The 17,456-nt window shown below is 54.0% G+C and carries 16 protein-coding genes; 10 read left to right on the top strand and 6 right to left on the bottom strand.

All coding sequences use genetic code 11. The features are described 5' to 3' along the window. Positions 1–34: 34 nt before the first annotated feature. Both KM934_RS03375 and KM934_RS03370 read left to right on the top strand, forming a co-directional pair. A complete protein-coding gene (locus KM934_RS03375; protein WP_215759210.1) occupies positions 35–1,624 on the top strand; it encodes an alpha-galactosidase D in 1,590 nt (529 codons plus the stop codon). A gap of 206 nt (positions 1,625–1,830) precedes the next feature. Next, positions 1,831–2,679 carry an OmpA family protein gene (locus KM934_RS03370; RefSeq protein WP_215759209.1) on the top strand — a complete coding sequence of 283 codons (849 nt, stop codon included), beginning with the start codon at positions 1,831–1,833 and terminating at the stop codon, positions 2,677–2,679. Positions 2,680–2,797: 118 nt separating this feature from the next. On the opposite strand, the gene KM934_RS03365 is transcribed toward KM934_RS03370, so the two are convergent. The 4 genes from KM934_RS03365 to efp all read right to left on the bottom strand — a co-directional run bounded on the left by KM934_RS03365 (position 2,798) and on the right by efp (position 5,888). Beyond that, positions 2,798–3,310: a phosphatase PAP2 family protein gene (locus KM934_RS03365; RefSeq protein ID WP_252344872.1), complete on the bottom strand. Its 513-nt coding sequence runs from the start codon at positions 3,308–3,310 to the stop codon at positions 2,798–2,800. Between the two features lie 79 nt (positions 3,311–3,389). Further along, entirely contained in the window at positions 3,390–4,091 is a 702-nt protein-coding gene (gene radC / locus KM934_RS03360; protein WP_215759207.1) for a RadC family protein, read from the bottom strand. Between the two features lie 19 nt (positions 4,092–4,110). Then, positions 4,111–5,169: a glycosyltransferase gene (locus KM934_RS03355; RefSeq protein ID WP_215759206.1), complete on the bottom strand. Its 1,059-nt coding sequence runs from the start codon at positions 5,167–5,169 to the stop codon at positions 4,111–4,113. Between the two features lie 146 nt (positions 5,170–5,315). Then, the gene (gene efp, locus KM934_RS03350; protein WP_215759205.1) at positions 5,316–5,888 is read right to left on the bottom strand and encodes an elongation factor P; all 573 of its coding nucleotides are present in this window, start codon (positions 5,886–5,888) and stop codon (positions 5,316–5,318) included. Between the two features lie 205 nt (positions 5,889–6,093). Here efp and rpmH point away from each other — a divergent pair, with 205 nt between their 5' ends. Continuing rightward, entirely contained in the window at positions 6,094–6,249 is a 156-nt protein-coding gene (rpmH, locus tag KM934_RS03345; RefSeq protein WP_004378018.1) for a 50S ribosomal protein L34, read from the top strand. A 120-nt stretch (positions 6,250–6,369) separates the two neighbouring features. Here the strand turns inward: rpmH and KM934_RS03340 are convergent, their stop codons facing one another. Then, on the bottom strand, positions 6,370–7,275 hold the full coding sequence (locus KM934_RS03340) for a glycoside hydrolase family 16 protein (protein ID WP_215759204.1): 906 nt from the start codon (positions 7,273–7,275) through the stop codon (positions 6,370–6,372). A 194-nt stretch (positions 7,276–7,469) separates the two neighbouring features. Between KM934_RS03340 and KM934_RS03335 the strand changes: the two genes are divergently transcribed. The 7 genes from KM934_RS03335 (at position 7,470) to KM934_RS03305 (ending at position 14,870) form a co-directional block, all read left to right on the top strand. After that, positions 7,470–8,405 carry a thioredoxin-like domain-containing protein gene (locus KM934_RS03335; RefSeq protein WP_215759203.1) on the top strand — a complete coding sequence of 312 codons (936 nt, stop codon included), beginning with the start codon at positions 7,470–7,472 and terminating at the stop codon, positions 8,403–8,405. A 15-nt stretch (positions 8,406–8,420) separates the two neighbouring features. Further along, the gene (locus KM934_RS03330) at positions 8,421–9,140 is read left to right on the top strand and encodes an ABC transporter ATP-binding protein (RefSeq protein WP_215759202.1); all 720 of its coding nucleotides are present in this window, start codon (positions 8,421–8,423) and stop codon (positions 9,138–9,140) included. 42 nt (positions 9,141–9,182) lie between these two features. Next, on the top strand, positions 9,183–10,442 hold the full coding sequence (locus tag KM934_RS03325) for an ABC transporter permease (protein ID WP_215759201.1): 1,260 nt from the start codon (positions 9,183–9,185) through the stop codon (positions 10,440–10,442). A 53-nt stretch (positions 10,443–10,495) separates the two neighbouring features. Further along, positions 10,496–11,740, top strand: a complete 1,245-nt coding sequence (locus KM934_RS03320; protein WP_215759200.1) for an ABC transporter permease — start codon at positions 10,496–10,498, stop codon at positions 11,738–11,740. Between the two features lie 96 nt (positions 11,741–11,836). Beyond that, positions 11,837–12,952, top strand: a complete 1,116-nt coding sequence (locus KM934_RS03315; RefSeq protein ID WP_215759199.1) for an efflux RND transporter periplasmic adaptor subunit — start codon at positions 11,837–11,839, stop codon at positions 12,950–12,952. Positions 12,953–12,965: 13 nt separating this feature from the next. Beyond that, complete coding sequence (locus tag KM934_RS03310) at positions 12,966–13,742, top strand: Cof-type HAD-IIB family hydrolase (protein WP_215759198.1); 777 nt, start codon at positions 12,966–12,968, stop codon at positions 13,740–13,742. Positions 13,743–13,937: 195 nt separating this feature from the next. Further along, positions 13,938–14,870 carry a YitT family protein gene (locus tag KM934_RS03305; protein ID WP_215759197.1) on the top strand — a complete coding sequence of 311 codons (933 nt, stop codon included), beginning with the start codon at positions 13,938–13,940 and terminating at the stop codon, positions 14,868–14,870. A gap of 509 nt (positions 14,871–15,379) precedes the next feature. On the opposite strand, the gene KM934_RS03300 is transcribed toward KM934_RS03305, so the two are convergent. Then, the gene (locus tag KM934_RS03300; protein WP_215759196.1) at positions 15,380–17,080 is read right to left on the bottom strand and encodes a SulP family inorganic anion transporter; all 1,701 of its coding nucleotides are present in this window, start codon (positions 17,078–17,080) and stop codon (positions 15,380–15,382) included. Between the last annotated feature and the right edge of the window lie 376 nt (positions 17,081–17,456).

Raw genomic sequence — 17,456 nt, 5'->3', positions numbered from 1 at the left:
GACGCATTTTTTATACTAACAATCTACAAAAACAATGAACAGAAAACAATTGCTGACAGTGGCGATGGCGTTGGCAACAATGAGCGTCAACGCGCAAACCAACAACGCACCGACCATGGGGTGGAGCTCGTGGAACACCTATCGTGTGAACATCAGCGACAGTCTCATCCGTCATCAGGCCGACTGCATGGTGAAGACGGGTCTGAAGGACGCTGGCTACAAGTATATCAACATCGACGATGGCTTCCAAGGAGGTCGTGGGGCCGATGGCAAATTGAAAATCAACCCACACCGATTCCCCTATGGGCTCAAGCCTGTGGCCGACTATATCCACTCCTTGGGACTGAAGGCGGGCATCTACTCAGACGCCGGTCGCAACACTTGCGGCAACTATTACGACAAGGATACGCTCGCCGTGAGGGTCGGCATGTACGAACACGACGACGTCGACGCACGCTTCTATTTCAAGGATATGGGATTCGATTTTATCAAAATAGACTACTGTGGAGGCGACGCCAAGCAAAACACCGACCGTCTTCAGCTCGACGAGGAAACCCGATACACCGCCATCAGAAAGGCCATTGACGCAACTGGGCGCACCGATGTGCGCATGAACGTGTGCCGATGGAACTACCCTGGCACATGGGTGAGTGGCGTGGCCGACTCATGGCGTACCACGGTTGATATATACGATGGGTGGAAATCGGTGGCGGGCATCCTGCGCGAGAACCTTTATCTCTCGGCCTACAGCAGCGACGGCCATTACAACGACATGGATATGCTGGAGGTGGGACGCTCGATGACCCAAGAGGAGGATAAGACCCATTTCGGCATGTGGTGTTTCATGGAGAGTCCGTTGCTCATAGGTTGCGACCTGGGATCCATCAAGCCGCAGACGCTCGCCTTGCTGAAGAATCCTGAACTGCTGGCGCTCTCGCAAGACGCGCCCCACCAGCAAGCCTATCCCGTGGCCCTGTCGAATGGCGTTTACATCCTGGTGAAAGACGTCAACACATTGCACGGCTTGCAGCGTGCCGTGGCTTTCTACAATCCTTCTGCCCAAGCGGCAGAGGCAACCTTGTCGTTCCGCGATGTCGATTTGGCGGGAACCATTGCCGTGCGCGATGTGTTTGAGCGCAAGGATGAGGCTGCACGCACCGATGGTCAGATGCAGGTGAGCGTGCCTGGACATGGCTGCCGCATCTATCTTCTTACCGCCACGAAGCGCTTGGAGCGCCAACGCTATGAGGCGGAGACGGCTTACATCTCCGACTATCAGGAGCTTTGGAACAACCAAGCGAAGAAAACCGGTATCTATGAGTACGACGATCGTTGCTCGGCTGGCATGAAGGCCACATGGCTGGGCTGCTCGACCCAAAACGATTTGCAGTGGAAACATGTCTACGTGAATAAGGCTGGAAAGCGTACGCTCTCTTTCAAGTGCCTCTCGCCCGACAAGCGCCAGTTTACGGTTAGTGTCAACGGAACCGATGTGAAGACGCTTACCGTCGACGGAAACGCCACTGTCAGCCTAAAGGTGAAGCTCCAAAAGGGCGACAACATCGTGCGTCTTTACAACGAACAGACCTGGATGCCCGACGTCGACTGCATGACCGTGAAGTAGCGTTTTTACCCGCAAAAGATGGGAATTGTTATAAAAATACGGTGAAAGCGGTTAAAAATAGCTAAACATTTGAAACATTTGGTGGACAACAACCGTCTAACTTGTAACTTTGCATCATGCAAGGCGTTAACTAACAAGCTGCAAGAGAGTCTGTAAGAAGGCACTCACCAACAACTCGTTATAGTAAACATCCTAAAAAAAACGATATGAAAAAGAACATGATTGTACTGGCTGCGCTCGCCGCAACGATGCTCGTTACGAGTTGCGCCAGCAAGAAAGACCTTGAAAATTGTCAGAATCAGAACAAGGAACTGACCACCAACTATCAGGATACCAAGGAGCGTCTGGCCGCCTCACAGGCCCGCGTGAGCTCTCTTGAGGATCAGTTGGCTCAGCAGAAGAAGGACTATGCCGCTCTGCAGAAGAGTCTCGACAAGAGTCTCTCCAACACAAGCGACAACAACGTAAACATCTCTAAGCTCGTCGATCAGATCAATGAGTCGAACCTATACATCCGTCACCTCGTGGAGGTGAAGAGTAAGAGCGACTCGCTCAACATGGTGTTGACCAACAATCTCACTCGTTCGCTCTCGAAAGAGGAGATGAAGGAGGTCGACGTGCAGGTGCTCAAGGGTGTGGTTTACATCTCGTTGGCCGACAATATGCTCTATAAGAGTGGTAGCTATGAGATTAACGACCGCGCTCAGGAGACGCTCTCGAAGATCGCTAAGATCATCATGGACTACAAGGACTACGACGTGCTGATTGAGGGTAACACCGATAATGTGCCTATCAACACCGAGGCCGCTACGATGAAGAACATCCGCAACAACTGGGATCTCTCAGCTCTTCGCGCTTCATCAGTGGTGCAGTATCTCATCAACCACTTCGGTGTGGAGCCCAAGCGCCTGACCGCTGGTGGCCGTGGTGAGTTCAATCCCGTTGCCTCGAACGACACAGAGGTGGGCAAGCAGCGCAACCGCCGCACACAGATCATCATCACGCCGAAGCTCGACCAGTTCATGGATCTGATCGATAAGGCTCCTGAGGAGTAATCATTACTCATAAAAAATACGACGGGCATGAAGGCCAGCAATTGGCTTTCATGCCCGTCGTGCGTTTGTGGTTAACCCGATGGGCGCACATCCATTGCGCCAACTGGCTCGGGGCCTACTATAACTTTACCGCCAATGATACGCAGTTGCCGTCGAATCCCACTTGGTAGCGACTGCTCTTGCCCGTAATCTTGTCGCCGAGCCAATAGCCAAGCCATGTGCCACCCACACCGATGGCAGCGCCCGCCACCACGTCGTGCCACTCGTGGCGGTTGCGCACGAGGCGGTCGACGGCCACTCCCGTGGCTACGGCATAGCCTCCCACGCTGATCCAAGGCGACACGTGGCGAAACTCCTTGTCGAGAATGGCGGCTCCCGCAAACGCTACGGTGGCGTGGCCCGATGGGAATGCGCGGTTGTCGGTGCCATCAGGACGTCGCTCGTGGATGGCGTGTTTCAACGCCCACGTGGTGCCGCACGACAGCACATAGCTCGTTGCCGTGTTTATGGCCAACCGTTTCCAGGAGCTCGCACTCTCCACACCGCAGGCCTTCAGGGCGTAAGCCGAGGCGACGGGCACAAAGCGCAACCAGTCGTCGGGGCCGTCGCCATGATAGGGTTTCTGGGCCATGGCGGCCGGAGTGGTTAGCAACAGGAGTAGGAAAATTAGAAAATGACGCATAAAGCCAATAAAAAAGGAGGGAAGCGCTCTACAGCTTCCCTTGTTCACGATATGAATAATAACTGCCGTCGGTTACGATCACGTGGTCGAGAAAGTAAATGCGCATGATGTCGCACGCCTTTCGGATGCGCTCGGTGAGCTGGTCGTCTTGACGCGACGGATGGGTGTTGCCGCTGGGATGGTTGTGGCAGGCGGCCAACACGGTGGCGTTGTTGAGGATGGCTTCGCGCATAATGACGCGAATGTCGACGGCCGTCTCCGTGATGCCCCCGTGGCTGATGCGCACCTCGCGGATGAGTTTGAAGTGCTGGTTCATCAGTAAGATGTGGAACTCCTCAACGTCGAGGTCCTGCATCTTGGGATGCATGAGGTTGTAGATGGCCGTTGCCGATCCCAGGTCGGTGCGCTCCTCGGCTTTCTCACGGGCTCGCCGCTTGCCCAGTTCGCAGGCGGCGAGTATGGTGATGGCTTTGGCCGGCCCGATGCCCTTGAAGGCTTCCAGGTCGCGGATGGTCATCTTTCCCAGCGTGTTGAGATTGTTGTGGCAGGAGGCCAGCACGTTCTTCATCAGGTCGACGGCACTCACCTGTGGCGTGCCCGACCCGATGAGGATGGCCAGCAACTCTGCGTTGGAGAGCGCCTCGGCGCCCAAGCGCTCCAACCGTTCGCGTGGACGGTCTTCCTCGGCCCAGTCGGTGATGGTTAGTTTGGTCGTGTCTTCGTATGGCATAAGATCCAGTCGCTTACGCTTATTTGTAGAAATTGCGCTTGTAAGCCTCAAACTCGTCCTTGCCCAGGACGCAGCGGCGCCACCAAGCCTTGATGAATCCGCAGCCGTATCCCATGAGTTGGGTGAAGGCGGCGCGAACCGAGAGAGCGGCTACCCATAGGTTGCCCGTCTGGCAGTTGGCGTCGAGGAAGATGACGGCAGCGTAGAAAGCAAGCATGTCCAACGATAATGCGCTGATTGCCAACGGCAGGGCTTGCTCCATGCCATAGCCCATCTGGAACATCACAAATGCCCCAACGAGGCCTCCGAGGAACATCAACGTAAGCAGGATGACGCCTACGGTGAACACGGCGGGTAACAGATGGACCAGTTTCAGCGAGTCGGGGTATTTCTTATAGAGGTTGATGCGTGCGATGCCGCTGTTGAACACTTGACGCCAGAACTTACGGAAGTCGGTGCGGCGCTTGTGGTAAACCCATGCATCGGGGAATAGGCGTGTCTTGAATCCCGACTTGATGATGCGAATGGAGAAGTCGATGTCTTCACCGAAACGCATCTTCGAGAAGCCGTTGAGCTTGTTGTAGACCTCTCGACGGATGCCCATGTTGAACGAGCGGGGATAGAACTTGTCGAGCTTTTTCTTTCCGCCGCGAATGCCGCCTGTGGTGAAGAACGACGTCATGGAATAGGAAATGGCCTTCTGCACGGGAGTGAACGTGTCGGCCGCGCGGTCGGGGCCGCCAAAGGCGTCGCAGGGCTCGCGTCGCAACTCATCGTCGACGGCCTGCAAGTAACCTTCGGGAAGCACCACGTCGGAGTCGAGAATAAGCACATAGTCGCCTGTAGCGCGCTCCACACCATAGTTGCGGCTCTGTCCGGGACCGCTGTTCTCTTTCATGAAATAGCGCAGCGGCAACTGGCTGGCGTAGCGGTAACACACGTCGCGGCAGGGCGTTTGCGATCCGTCTTCCACAATGATGACCTCAAAGTCCTTCAGCTTTTGGTGTAAAAGACTGTCGAGCAGTTCGTCGACTTCGTCGGGACGGTTGAAAACGGGGATGATCAGACTGTATTTCATAGGTGGGGGATTGAATGTGAAAAGGTCAATGTCGAGATAACCACAAATAGTTATTTGGAATAAAAAAAGGCAAGAAGGTTATGGCCACGGCTAAGCCCCGGCACATGCAACCTTCTTACCTTTCGCTGTTATCTCAGTGAGTGTGATTACTTCTTCTCAGTAACACGGCCGACATAGCTGCCGTCCTCAGTGTTGATGGTGATAACGTCGCCCTCGTCGATGAACAGGGGCACGCGCACCTCAGCACCTGTCTCCAGTGTGGCAGGCTTGGTGGCGTTGGTAGCGGTGTTGCCCTTTACGCCCGGCTCAGAGTGGGTCACCATGAGGTTGGTCTTAAGAGGCATCTCGGCTGAGAGGATAGAGCCGTCGTCGGCAGAGATCTGCACGTCAACGATATCGCCTTCCTTCATATACTCGCCACCGGTGATGAGGTCGCGGCTGATGGGGAATTGCTCGAAAGTCTCCTGGTTCATGAAGATGCAACCTGTGGGATCCTCGTAAAGATACTGGTATGAACGGTGCTCCACGCGCACGTCGTCGAGCTTGAAACCAACCTGGAATGTACGGTCGAGCACGCGGCCATCAGCCACGTTCTTCAGCTTGGTGTTCATAACGGTGTTACCCTTACCCGGCTTGCGGTGCTCAAACCAGATGCACTTCCAGATACCGCCATCCATGCGGATGCAGGTTCCCTTTTTAATTTCCTGTGAGTTAATCATGTTCGTCTATCTATGATATTGTTATTGTTATCGAATTGACGGGTGCAAAGTTACTACATTTTTATAGAAATCGCATAGAAAGACGGCGAAAAAACGCTTATTTCTTTGTCATTTAAAAAATAATGAGTAATTTTGCAGCCCAAAAGGAATGCTTTGCCCGTTCCTTGTCATCTCATGTATCATAAACAATTAAAATAACAACAAAATGAAAAGAACATTCCAGCCCCACAATCGTCGTCGTGTGAACAAGCATGGCTTCCGTGAGAGAATGGCCACCAAGAATGGTCGTCGTGTGCTGGCTTCTCGCCGCGCTCATGGCCGCAAGAAGCTGACCGTTTCCGACGAGAACCACGGCAAGTAATCGCTGGATCACATCCCGCGAGACGATAAAAAGCAGCATGAAACATTGTGTTTCATGCTGCTTTTTGCGTTGGGGCGGGTGGGGAGAATGGGCGTGGTCTTCGCACCGTAAGCCACAATATTACATTGTTTTTTGGTAAACGCGCACGTAATCCACATAATACCGTAGGGGGAACTGGCTGTCGTCGGGCACGCCTCCGTTCTCGCCAATGGCCAGGTTGAGTAGGATGTAGTCGCCAAATGCTTCGATGTTGTTGCTGAATGGGTTCTCGTGGTTGCCGTCCACGCCGCCGTTGCGCGTTTTCGAAAGGTCGGTGACGTTGAGCAACTCGTCGTCGAGATAGAGGCGGATAAACTGCTCGTCCCAGTCCATACGCCACACATGGAATTTCTCAGTCCACTGGGCGTCGCGGTGGGTGAAATGCTCAAATGGCGTCACCACGGAGTTCCACACAGGGGTGAACGCCCTGTTGGATCCCCAACAGGTGTTGGCGAGTATCGACGGCTTGCCGTCCTTGATGTAGTATTCCATCATGTCGATCTCGCCATTCTCCGGCCAGCTCCATTGGTTGCCCAGCAACCAGATGGCTGGCCACGAGCCTGAGGCCGTGGGAATCTTGGCTCTCACCTCGAAGCGCCCATAGCGAAACACGTGGCTCTTGCGTGTGGTGAGGCTCGATGAGGTGTAGTGCGCCTCGCGCCTTGAGCGTGTCCAGTGGCAGTCGCCCTCACGATAGTGGGGATTGGCCACCGTTTCCTTGCGCCCCTCGATGACGAGCAGACCGTCTTTCACCGTGGCGTTGTCCTCTTGATACCACTGCAATTCGTTGTTCCTTACAAAGCCCTGTTCGAAGCTCCAGTCGTCGGAGGGCTTTCCGTCGCGGTCGAACTCATCGTGCCAAACCAGTTGGTAGCCGTTGTATTGCTTCACTTCCGTTTGTGGATGATAGTCGATGGAATCGTTCGCCTGTAGGGACGAAGTTGCCAAGACGGCACATGCCGCCAAGACAAATGTTTGTATCTTCATAATTTGTGCTGATGTGTTATATTTGCAAAAGTACAAAAAATAACGTCGTTGCCACTTCCTACGCACCGCGTTAGGATAGTTAATTCATGCTAAATTTATGTTTCGCTTGGATGAAAAGCTAATGATTATTTGGGAAATTGGCCGATAAGCCGTATTTTTGTGAACAAAACATCATTTACGAAAACCTTATAGTTGTGAAAAAGCTTCTACTGTTCCTTTGGGCGGTCATACCCTTCCTCAGCCTTCATGCGGAGGATGCCGACTCGCTCTACGCCAAAGACATGTTGCCCATTGGCACCATGGCGCCCGAGATGGTCATCGACTCGGTCAATAATGTCACCCTTGAGTCGCTTCGCGGTCGATATGTGGTGTTGCATTTCTGGGCCACATGGTGCCCCGATTGCCGCCGCGATATGCCCGAACTGAATGATCTCTCGTATGTTTACAATTCCGACAGCATCGTGTTCATCCACGTGTCTTACGACACCAACAAGGAGGCTTGGCAGAAATACATCGGTGAGAACAAGATGTTTGGCATGCAGCTCACTGAGTTGAAAAAGATGCGCGAGGCCCGTAGTTCCAGCATGTTCAAGATCAATTGGATTCCCGCCTATTACGTCATCAATACTGAAGGCCGCATCATTGAGCGCACGGTCGACGTGGAAAAACTGGCCAGGCGCTTGACCTTGCTCGACAAGTCGCGTGTGCGCATTCCCCGCAGCAAGATGTCGAAGAACCCTGAGTATAAGGGCGGTGAGACCATGTTGCGCTATTATCTCGCCAAGAGCATCAAGTATCCGCGCGTGGCAAGCAACTACGGTTTGGAGGGACAGACGCTCGTGAAGTTTATGGTGGAAGCCGACGGAACCATCTCCAACGCTCGCGTCACGGAGAACAAGATTACCGTAGACGACAAGTTGCCCTACCAAAAGCTCCGTGGCGACGCTCGCCAGCGTGTTCGCCAAGAGGCGCTCGACGCCTTTGCCGAGGAGGCTTTGCGCGTCATCAACGCCATGCCCCAGTGGAATCCGGGCAAGCGCTATGGCATGCCCATCAAAGTGGAATATGAGCTTCCCATCAATTTCCGACTGCAATACAACAGCGACGATGTGTGGTCGGGCCATTCATAAGGAGGCAACATGTCAATGATTCATCTGAAAGACATCAACAAAACCTATTTCGGCGCTCAGCCCCTGCATGTGCTCAAGGGGGTGAGCCTCGATATAGAGGAGGGTGAGTTGGTGTCTATCATGGGTGCGTCGGGGTCGGGCAAGTCGACCCTGCTCAACATTCTCGGCATCCTCGACAACTATGACAGCGGCGAGTATCTGCTCGATGGAACGCTCATCAAGGATCTTAGCGAGACCCGCGCCGCCGAGTATCGCAACCACATGATAGGCTTCATCTTCCAGAGTTTTAATCTCATCGGATTCAAGACGGCAGTGGAGAACGTGGAATTGCCCCTGCTTTACCAAGGGGTTAGCCGCCGCAAGCGCCACCGCATGGCCATGGATTACCTCGACCGACTGGGTCTTGGCCCTTGGGCCTCACACTATCCCAATGAGATGTCGGGTGGACAGAAGCAGCGTGTGGCCATCGCACGCGCCCTCATTACCGACCCCAAGATCATCCTTGCCGACGAGCCTACGGGCGCCCTCGACTCGAAGACCAGTCTGGAGGTGATGGAATTGTTGAAGAAGCTCAACCGCGACGAGCATAAGACCATTGTTGTGGTGACCCACGAGAGTGGTGTGGCCAACGAAACCGACAAGATTATCCACATTAAGGATGGCCTTATCGGAAGCATCGAGGACAACCACTTGCACAAAGCGAGCGTTTTTGGAGGCGGCACCATCATGAAATAAGATGGCGGCGCCCATGCGCTATATGATATAAGGAGAAAAGCCATGTTCGATCTCATTCAGGAAATCTACGCCACGATACGCCGCAACAAGCTGCGCACTGCGCTCACGGGATTTGCCGTGGCGTGGGGCATCTATATGATTATCGTGCTGCTGGGAGCGGGCAATGGACTTATCAACGGCGTGACGAACAATATGGGCGACTTCCTCGCCAACTCGATGTCGGTGTTTGGAGGAACCACCTCGAAACCTTACAATGGCTTGAAGGAAGGACGCGACATTACCCTCGACGACGGCGACATCGGCACCACACGCCAGCGTTTCAGCGAGAATGTGGAAACGGTGGGTGCGGAAATACAGCAGGCGGGGGCCACCATCACCATGGGCGACAACTACGTCAGTTCCTCTCTTTGTGGCGTTTATCCCAATGAGGCAACCATCAACAAGTTGCACATGTTGGCCGGGCGATTCATCAACGATATCGACCTTGAGCAGCAGCGCAAGGTGCTGGTGATAAGCGATGAGCAGGCCAAAGAGCTCATTGCGGGCGATGGAACGGCGCTTGTGGGCAAGGTGGTCAAGGTCGACGACTTCGCTTTCCGCGTGGTGGGCGTCATGAAGCGCGACGGGAGCACCATGGGAACCGACGCGTACACGTCGTTTACCACCCTGAGAACCATGTACGGCCGAGGCAACAAGGCCGACCGCATCCTGTTCTCGTTTCGTGGACTGACAAGCGAGCAGGCCAACACGGAGTTTGAAACACAATACAAGGCAGCCATCAACCGCAACCATGGTGCGTCGCCCGATGATGAGGAGGCCGTCTGGGTGTGGAACCGCTTCACGCAAAACCTGCAAATGAACATGGGCATGTCGATGATCAGGCTGGCCCTTTGGATCATTGGCATCTTCACATTGCTCTCGGGCGTTGTTGGCGTAAGCAACATCATGCTCATCTCTGTCAAAGAACGCACACGCGAGTTTGGCATTCGCAAGGCCATCGGCGCCAAGCCGGCAAGCATCCTGCGGCTCATTGTCGTGGAGAGCGTTATCATCACCACCTTCTTCGGTTATGTGGGCATGTTGCTCGGCATAGCCACCACCCAATACATGGACGCCACGTTAGGCCACGAGGTCACCGACCTGGGCTTTGCTAAAATCACCACTTTCCTCAATCCAACCGTTGGAATCGACGTGTGTGTCGAGGCCACATTGCTCATGGTGGTGGCAGGCACGATAGCTGGTTTGTTCCCTGCCATTCGTGCGGCGCGCACCCGACCCATTGAGGCTTTGCGGGCTGAATGACGCCCCTTAGCCACACTCCGCATTACTGTCAACCCTATAAAATAAGGTATACCGTGACATTCGACATAGACCGATACCGCGAGATTCTCGACACCATCACTCGCAACAAGGCACGTTCGCTGCTTACCGGCTTCGGCGTGTTTTGGGGAATCTTCATGCTTGTTACGCTCATCGGAGGCGGACAAGGCCTGAAGGAGAATCTGTCGGCCAACTTCGAAGGATTCGCCACCAACACGGTCGTCATCTATCCGCAAGCCACCACCAAGCCTTACCACGGCTTTCGCAAGGGGCGTACGTGGGGAATGACCTTCCGCGATACGGAGCGGCTGAGGTCGCAGATTCCCCAGCTCGACGTTATCAGTCCCATGCTTTCCCATTGGGGAGGCTCGGCCACTTATAAAGACAAGAAAGCCAGTTGCTCGTTCAAGGGTGTAATGCCCAATTATGCGCAGGTGGAGATGCCCAAGCTAAGCTATGGACGGTTCATCAATGAGATGGACATTGCCGAGGGACGGCGTGTGTGCATCATCGGAAAGCGCGTCTATAAGAGTCTCTTTCCGGGTGGAGGCGACCCTTGTGGACAACGCATACAGGTAGATTCGGCGTTCTACCAGGTCGTGGGAGTCGATTATTCGTCGGGTTCCATGACTATCAACGGCAGTGCGGAACAGGCCATTGTGGTTCCGCTGACGCTCATGCAGCAAGCTTATAACCGCGGCGACAGCATCGATTTGCTGTGTATGACGCTCAAGCCCGGCTATCGGGTGACCGATATGCAAGACCGCATCAGGATGGTGTTGGCCAAGGCTCACGATGTGGATCCTACGGATGAGAAATCCATTTTCCTCATCAACACCGAGGTGATGTACTCCATGCTCGACAGCCTCTTTAGCGGCGTGAACCTCCTGATATGGTTGGTGGGCATTGGCACGCTGTTCGCAGGTGCCATCGGTGTGAGCAATATCATGATGGTGACGGTGCGTGAGCGAACGACCGAGATTGGCATCCGCCGTGCCATTGGTGCCACCCCGCGCATGATTCTCTCGCAAATCATCTCGGAGAGCATCGCCCTGACCGTTGCCGCTGGCATGGCGGGCATTCTCTTTGGCATTGTGGTGCTCGAGATGATAGAGCTTGCCAACACCACCGGAGGCGTCGTCACCGCCCATTTCCAAGTGCGCTTCTGGACAGCGGTCGGCGCCTTGGCGCTGCTCACGGTCCTTGGCGTGATAGCCGGGTTGGCACCAGCCCTTCGCGCCATGAGCGTCAAACCCGTCGACGCCATGCGCGACGAATAGCCCCATCGATTCTTAGAAAACATAAAAAACAACGCATCATAAGCAAACGGCCACCCTCCCCCGAAGTGGGAGGAGCCATAGCCTGAACAAACCATTATGAAGAAGTATTTCCAAATCGGCTTTGCCGTCGTCATCTTGTTGGTGTTCGTCGGCACGTTTGTTTTCCTTTGGCAGAAAAGCCAACCACAACCCGTGGAGTACGAGGAGTACACGGTCAAGACGACCGACATCTCCAAGACCACCATCATCACCGGTCGCATAGAACCGCGCAACGAGGTCAACGTGAAACCGCAGATATCGGGCATCATCTCCGCAATCTATAAGGAGGCGGGTGAGACCGTAACGGCCGGCGAGGTCATTGCCAAGGTGAAGGTCATCCCCGACGAGGGGCAGCTCAGTGCGGCCCAAGCCCGCATCCGCCTGGCCGGCATCAACGAGCGCCAGGCGCGGGTCGACTATGAGCGCGAGAAGGCGCTCTACGACAAGGGCTTGGTCAGTGGCGACGAGTATGACCAGAAGCGCAAGGCATGGCGGCAAGCTACCGAGGAGATGCGGGCTGCCAAGGACAACCTGGAGGTTGTGCGCGATGGCGTATCGAAGGAGAACGCCGGCAACTCGTCGACGCTCATCCGCTCCACCATCAGTGGTCTCATCCTTGATGTGCCTGTGAAGGTGGGCAACACCGTCATCCTCTCTAATACGTTCAACGATGGTACGACCATCGCCACCGTGGCCAACATGGCCGACCTTGTTTTCCGAGGCAATGTCGACGAGACCGAGGTGGGACGCTTGGTGACGGGCATGCCCATGAAGATAACGATCGGCGCCATGCAGGATGAGCGTCTGCAGGCTTCGCTGGAGTATATTTCGCCCAAGGCCACCCAGAACAACGGCGCCAACCAGTTTGAAATCAAGGCGGCCGTGCATGTGGGCACAGCCAATAAGATTCGTTCGGGCTACAGCGCCAATGCAGAGATCGTGTTGGCTGAGGCCAAACAGGCGTTGACCGTTCCCGAGAGTGCCATCACCTTCGAGGGCACAAGCACCTTTGTCAATGTGGTCAAGGAGAAGGACGGGCAGAAAACCTATGAGAAGCGCCGCGTGACCACTGGCTTGAGCGACGGCATTAACATTCAGGTGACGAGTGGCCTGAAGAAGGGTGAACGCGTGAGGGGGCCGAAGAAGGTGAACGACGACAACAATGATGAGTAATTCCAGAGTAGCTATGGTCAAAGCTTTGTTTTTCGATATTGATGGCACACTTGTCAGTTTCAACACCCATCGCATACCCGACAGTACGGTGGAAGCCCTGCGCCAGGCCAAGGCCAATGGTGTGAAGGTATACATCTCCACAGGGCGCCCGAAGCCGTTCATCAACAACCTCGGTCAAATAGCCGACCTTATCGACGGCTACATCACAACCACCGGAGCACTTTGCATCGTGGGTGATGAGGCGTTTGGCCGCTTTAGCATCGACCCTAACGACGCCAAGCGCGTGATGGATGCCTGCTATGAGTTGGGCAAGTCGTGTGTGGTGGTGGGCACGAAGCACATATCCCTCATCAACGACTCGGCTGAACTGACGCGCCTGTTTCGCGAGGGCCTGAACCTCGACTATGAGTTTGCGCCACTCGACGTTACGCTGAAAGAACCCCTGCTGCAACTGAGCCCGTTCTTCACCCATGAGGAGGAGGTGGCGCTGATGGGCCAACTGGTGTCGTGCGTCAGCTCACGCTGGCATCCCGCCTTCACCGACATCACCCACCGCGATGCCGACAAGGGCAAGGCTATGGTAGCCATGTGTCAGCACGAGGGCTTCGATGTGGCCGACACCATGGCCTTTGGCGATGGCGGAAACGACATTCCCATCATTCAGAAAGCGGGCATTGGAGTGGCCATGGGCAACGCCGTCGACATGGTGAAGGCCGTCGCCGACCACGTCACCTCGTCGGTCGACGATGAGGGTGTGAGCAACGCCCTGCGCTTCTTCCATGTCATCTGAGGCGCCTCACGAGAGAAAAAACTATTTTTCTTCATTTCTTTACCAAAGAAAAGTGTTGAGTCTCAATTATTAGATGTACCTTTGCGCAGAAATTGGAGCCCGACAAATAATCTGCCCGTCAACCTACCATGCAGAGCGTCGTGGCCAACCTAATGGAAAGATCATTTGATAATCAAAAAGATAAGATTAAGGATTATGACACTTACAAAGTTAAAATTCTGGGCAGACATCCGCGACTACATTGGAATAGGTGTCGGTATGATATCCTATAGCATTGGATGGAATGTCTTCCTGTTGCCTAACAGCATTACCACAGGTGGTGTTCCGGGTATCTCTTCTGTCTTGTTCTGGGGTACAGGTTTCCCAGTGCAGTGGTCCTATTTTATTGTCAACGCCGCCTTGTTGCTCGCGGCGCTGAAAATCCTTGGCTTTAAGTTCTGCGTCAAGACCATTTACGGTGTGTTTGTGCTGACGTTTATCACTTCGCTGTTCCAAAAGTATGCCACGGGTACGGCTATGCTTCACGACCAGCCTTTCATGGCCGCCATCATAGGAGCCATCTTTACGGGTTCGGGAATCGGTTTGGGATTCGCCTCAAATGGATCGACGGGCGGAACCGATATTGTGGCCGCCATTGTCAATAAGTACCGCGACATCTCGCTTGGTCGAGTGGTGATGCTCTGCGATATTATCATCATCACATCATCGTATCTGGTGTTCAGAGACTGGGAGAAGGTTATCTATGGTTATGTGGTGCTCTGGGTGTCGAGCTTCTGTATCGACCAGGTGGTGGGCTCCATGCGCCGCAGCGTGCAGTTCTTCATCATCTCCGATAAGTATCAGGAGATAGCCAGCCGCATTGCTGTCTATCCCCACCGTGGCGCCACGGTTATCCAGGCTCGTGGCTTCTACACCAACCACGATGTGAAGATGCTGTTTATCATGGCCAAGCGCCGCGAGAGCAAAATCATCTTCAGCATCATCAACGAGATCGATCCGCACGCGTTTGTCACCCAGACCAATGTCATCGGTGTCTACGGTGAGGGCTTCGATAAGTTTAAGGTGAGCGGCAGCCACCCTAAGGCCCAGCGCCTCACACCTACCGAGCAGGCGGCTCTCAACAAGTAGTCGCTGTCACCCTTTCATTACTTTTTGTAAAATGTCAGAGTGGCTCGGCATCTGTTGGGCCACTCCTTAGATACCAAGAAGGGCTTGGTGCTACCATCCTACAGGTTGCGCCAAGCCCTTCGTCTTTGGGGACAATCCCTGCTTGCCCCCTGTTTGTCATAGAGTGGGTTGGTGGCAGGGGCGTTGTGCAGGGGCATTGAGCTCGTTTGTCATCATGTGAATAGGGCGTTATGGCAACAAAAAAGCGCGACTCAGGCGAGTCGCGCTTTTTATGCAATTATCCCAAATGGGTCATTATCCCAAATGGGTTATTATCCCAAATGGGTCATTAGATTTCAATTCTTGTTAGTGTTTGTTTCGAGCAGGTTGCGACAGTCGCTTTGAAGCCATAGCGGGCTATGGCGAAACGCGAATGGAAGCAAGATGCCGAAAGAAACGCTGACAAGAGTTGGAAAGAAACCATAACATCCTACTATTTTCCTTATTTCGGTCTAATGACCGATTGGGGATTATGCTGGGTTGGCTTCAACCTCTTGCTCTTTCAGAATCTCATTGGCTCTGTCAAGGGCGAAGTTGATGTGGCTGCAGATGTTCTTCTCGCCCACGGAGTTGTAGAAGCCTGCCTTCTCAAGGGCGGCATGAACGCGTGGCACAACACCCGACAACACCACTTGGATGCCTTCGCTCTTGCTCATCTCGCAGAGGTTCGTGAGGTTGTGGATACCTGTCGAATCGACGAACGGTACCTTTCGCATGCGGATGATGCGCACCTTCGGACGGTCGCCAAACGTGGCCATGATTTCCTCAAAGCGGTTTCCTGCGCCGAAGAAGTAGGGGCCGTTAATCTCGTACACCTCAACGCCTTGCGGAATGGTGAGGTGCTCAATGTTGCCCGTGGTGATGTCGCTCTCCTCGCTGATCTCGTCCATGATAACCTTCACCTCGGTGGTCTCCGACATACGTTTCATAAACAGCAAACATGCGATGATGAGGCCCACCTCGATGGCGATGGTGAGATCGAAGATGATGGTGAGGAAGAATGTGATGAGCAGCACCGACACGTCGCTCTTGGGGTTCTTCATCAGTGCGAGGAACGAGCGCCATCCACACATGCCATACGATACGATGACGAGCACGCCGGCGAGGCATGCCATGGGGATATACTTGGCCAAGGGCATGAAGAAAAGGAAGATGAGTGTGAGTGTTGCGGCGTGGATGATTCCTGCCACAGGTGTGCGGCCACCATTGTTGATGTTGGTCATGGTGCGGGCGATGGCGCCTGTGGCGGGTATGCCGCCGAAGATGGGCGAGGCGAGGTTGGCCACTCCCTGGGCGATCAGCTCGGTGTTGGAGTCGTGATGGTCGCCTATCACACCATCGGCAACGGTGGCCGAGAGCAGCGACTCAATGGCGCCGAGCACAGCGATGGTGAGCGCGGGCGACACCAGGCTCTTGATGGTGTCCCATGTGAGGTTGGGCATGTGAGCGTCGGGAATGGCATTGCTCACTGAGAAGCGGTCGCCAATGGTCTCAATGGTGGTAACCCCGGCAAACTGCTTGAGCATCAGCGCGGCCACGGTCATCACCACGATGGCTACGAGTGAGCCTGGTATCTTCTTGCTAAACCGTGGGGTGATGGCTATGATAACAACGCTCAGTACGCCAACGGCGGCGCACCAGAAGTCGAGGGTGTCGAAGTTGCAGAGGTAGCAATACCATTTCTCGAGGAAATCGCTGGGCACCTTGTCGATCGAGAGGCCGAAGAGGTCTTTGATCTGTGTGGTGAAAATGGTGACGGCGATACCGCTCGTGAAGCCCACCACGATGGGGTAGGGGATAAACTTGATGATGGTGCCAAGGTGGAGCACACCAAAGAGAATCAGGAAGGCGCCTGCCATGAGCGTGGCAATGGTGAGGCCCTCAAAGCCATATTGCTGAATGATGCCGTAGATAATTACGATGAAGGCGCCTGTAGGACCGCCAATCTGAACCTTGCTGCCACCCAGCAGCGAAATCATGAATCCTGCTACGATGGCGGTGATGATGCCTTTCTCTGGGGTCACACCCGATGCGATACCAAAGGCGATGGCGAGCGGCAAGGCTACAATGCCAACGATGAGGCCCGACATGAGGTCGGCCATGAATGTCTTCTTGTTGTAATGCTTCAGTGTGGCAAAGAGCCTGGGTTGGAAATCTAACTTACTGTTCATCTTGTTTTGTTATACCGAATAAATGTGCTTTTTAACGTTGATGCCTATGTTTTTGTTTATTAATGTTAAAACGTTACTCTTTCACTTTTATTGTGTGTCTCACATTATTATAATAAGAAAAGCCCTTTTTACACGGTTTTTCCGTCTTGTGTCCTCATGTTGGGGGCGGATATCCGTGTTACTCTACTTTTATCAACGATTCTCGTGGTCCCTTTCTTGTGGTAATGGCTCATAGCGCTTCTTTTGGTGTTCAGCGCATAAAGAGGTCGTCTTTCATCCGGTTGTTTCTGACTTACGGTTGCCAGTGGATGTTGGGATGGAAGTCCACGCATCATGCTTTGTTATGCTTTTTGGTTAAAAAGTTGTGTCGTGTTTT

The organism is Hallella faecis (assembly GCF_018789675.1).
In the GTDB taxonomy this organism is placed as follows: Bacteria; Bacteroidota; Bacteroidia; order Bacteroidales; family Bacteroidaceae; genus Prevotella; species Prevotella faecis.
The sequence above is the reverse complement of the archived record's forward strand: the minus strand, read 5'-3'. Positions and strand labels throughout refer to the sequence as shown.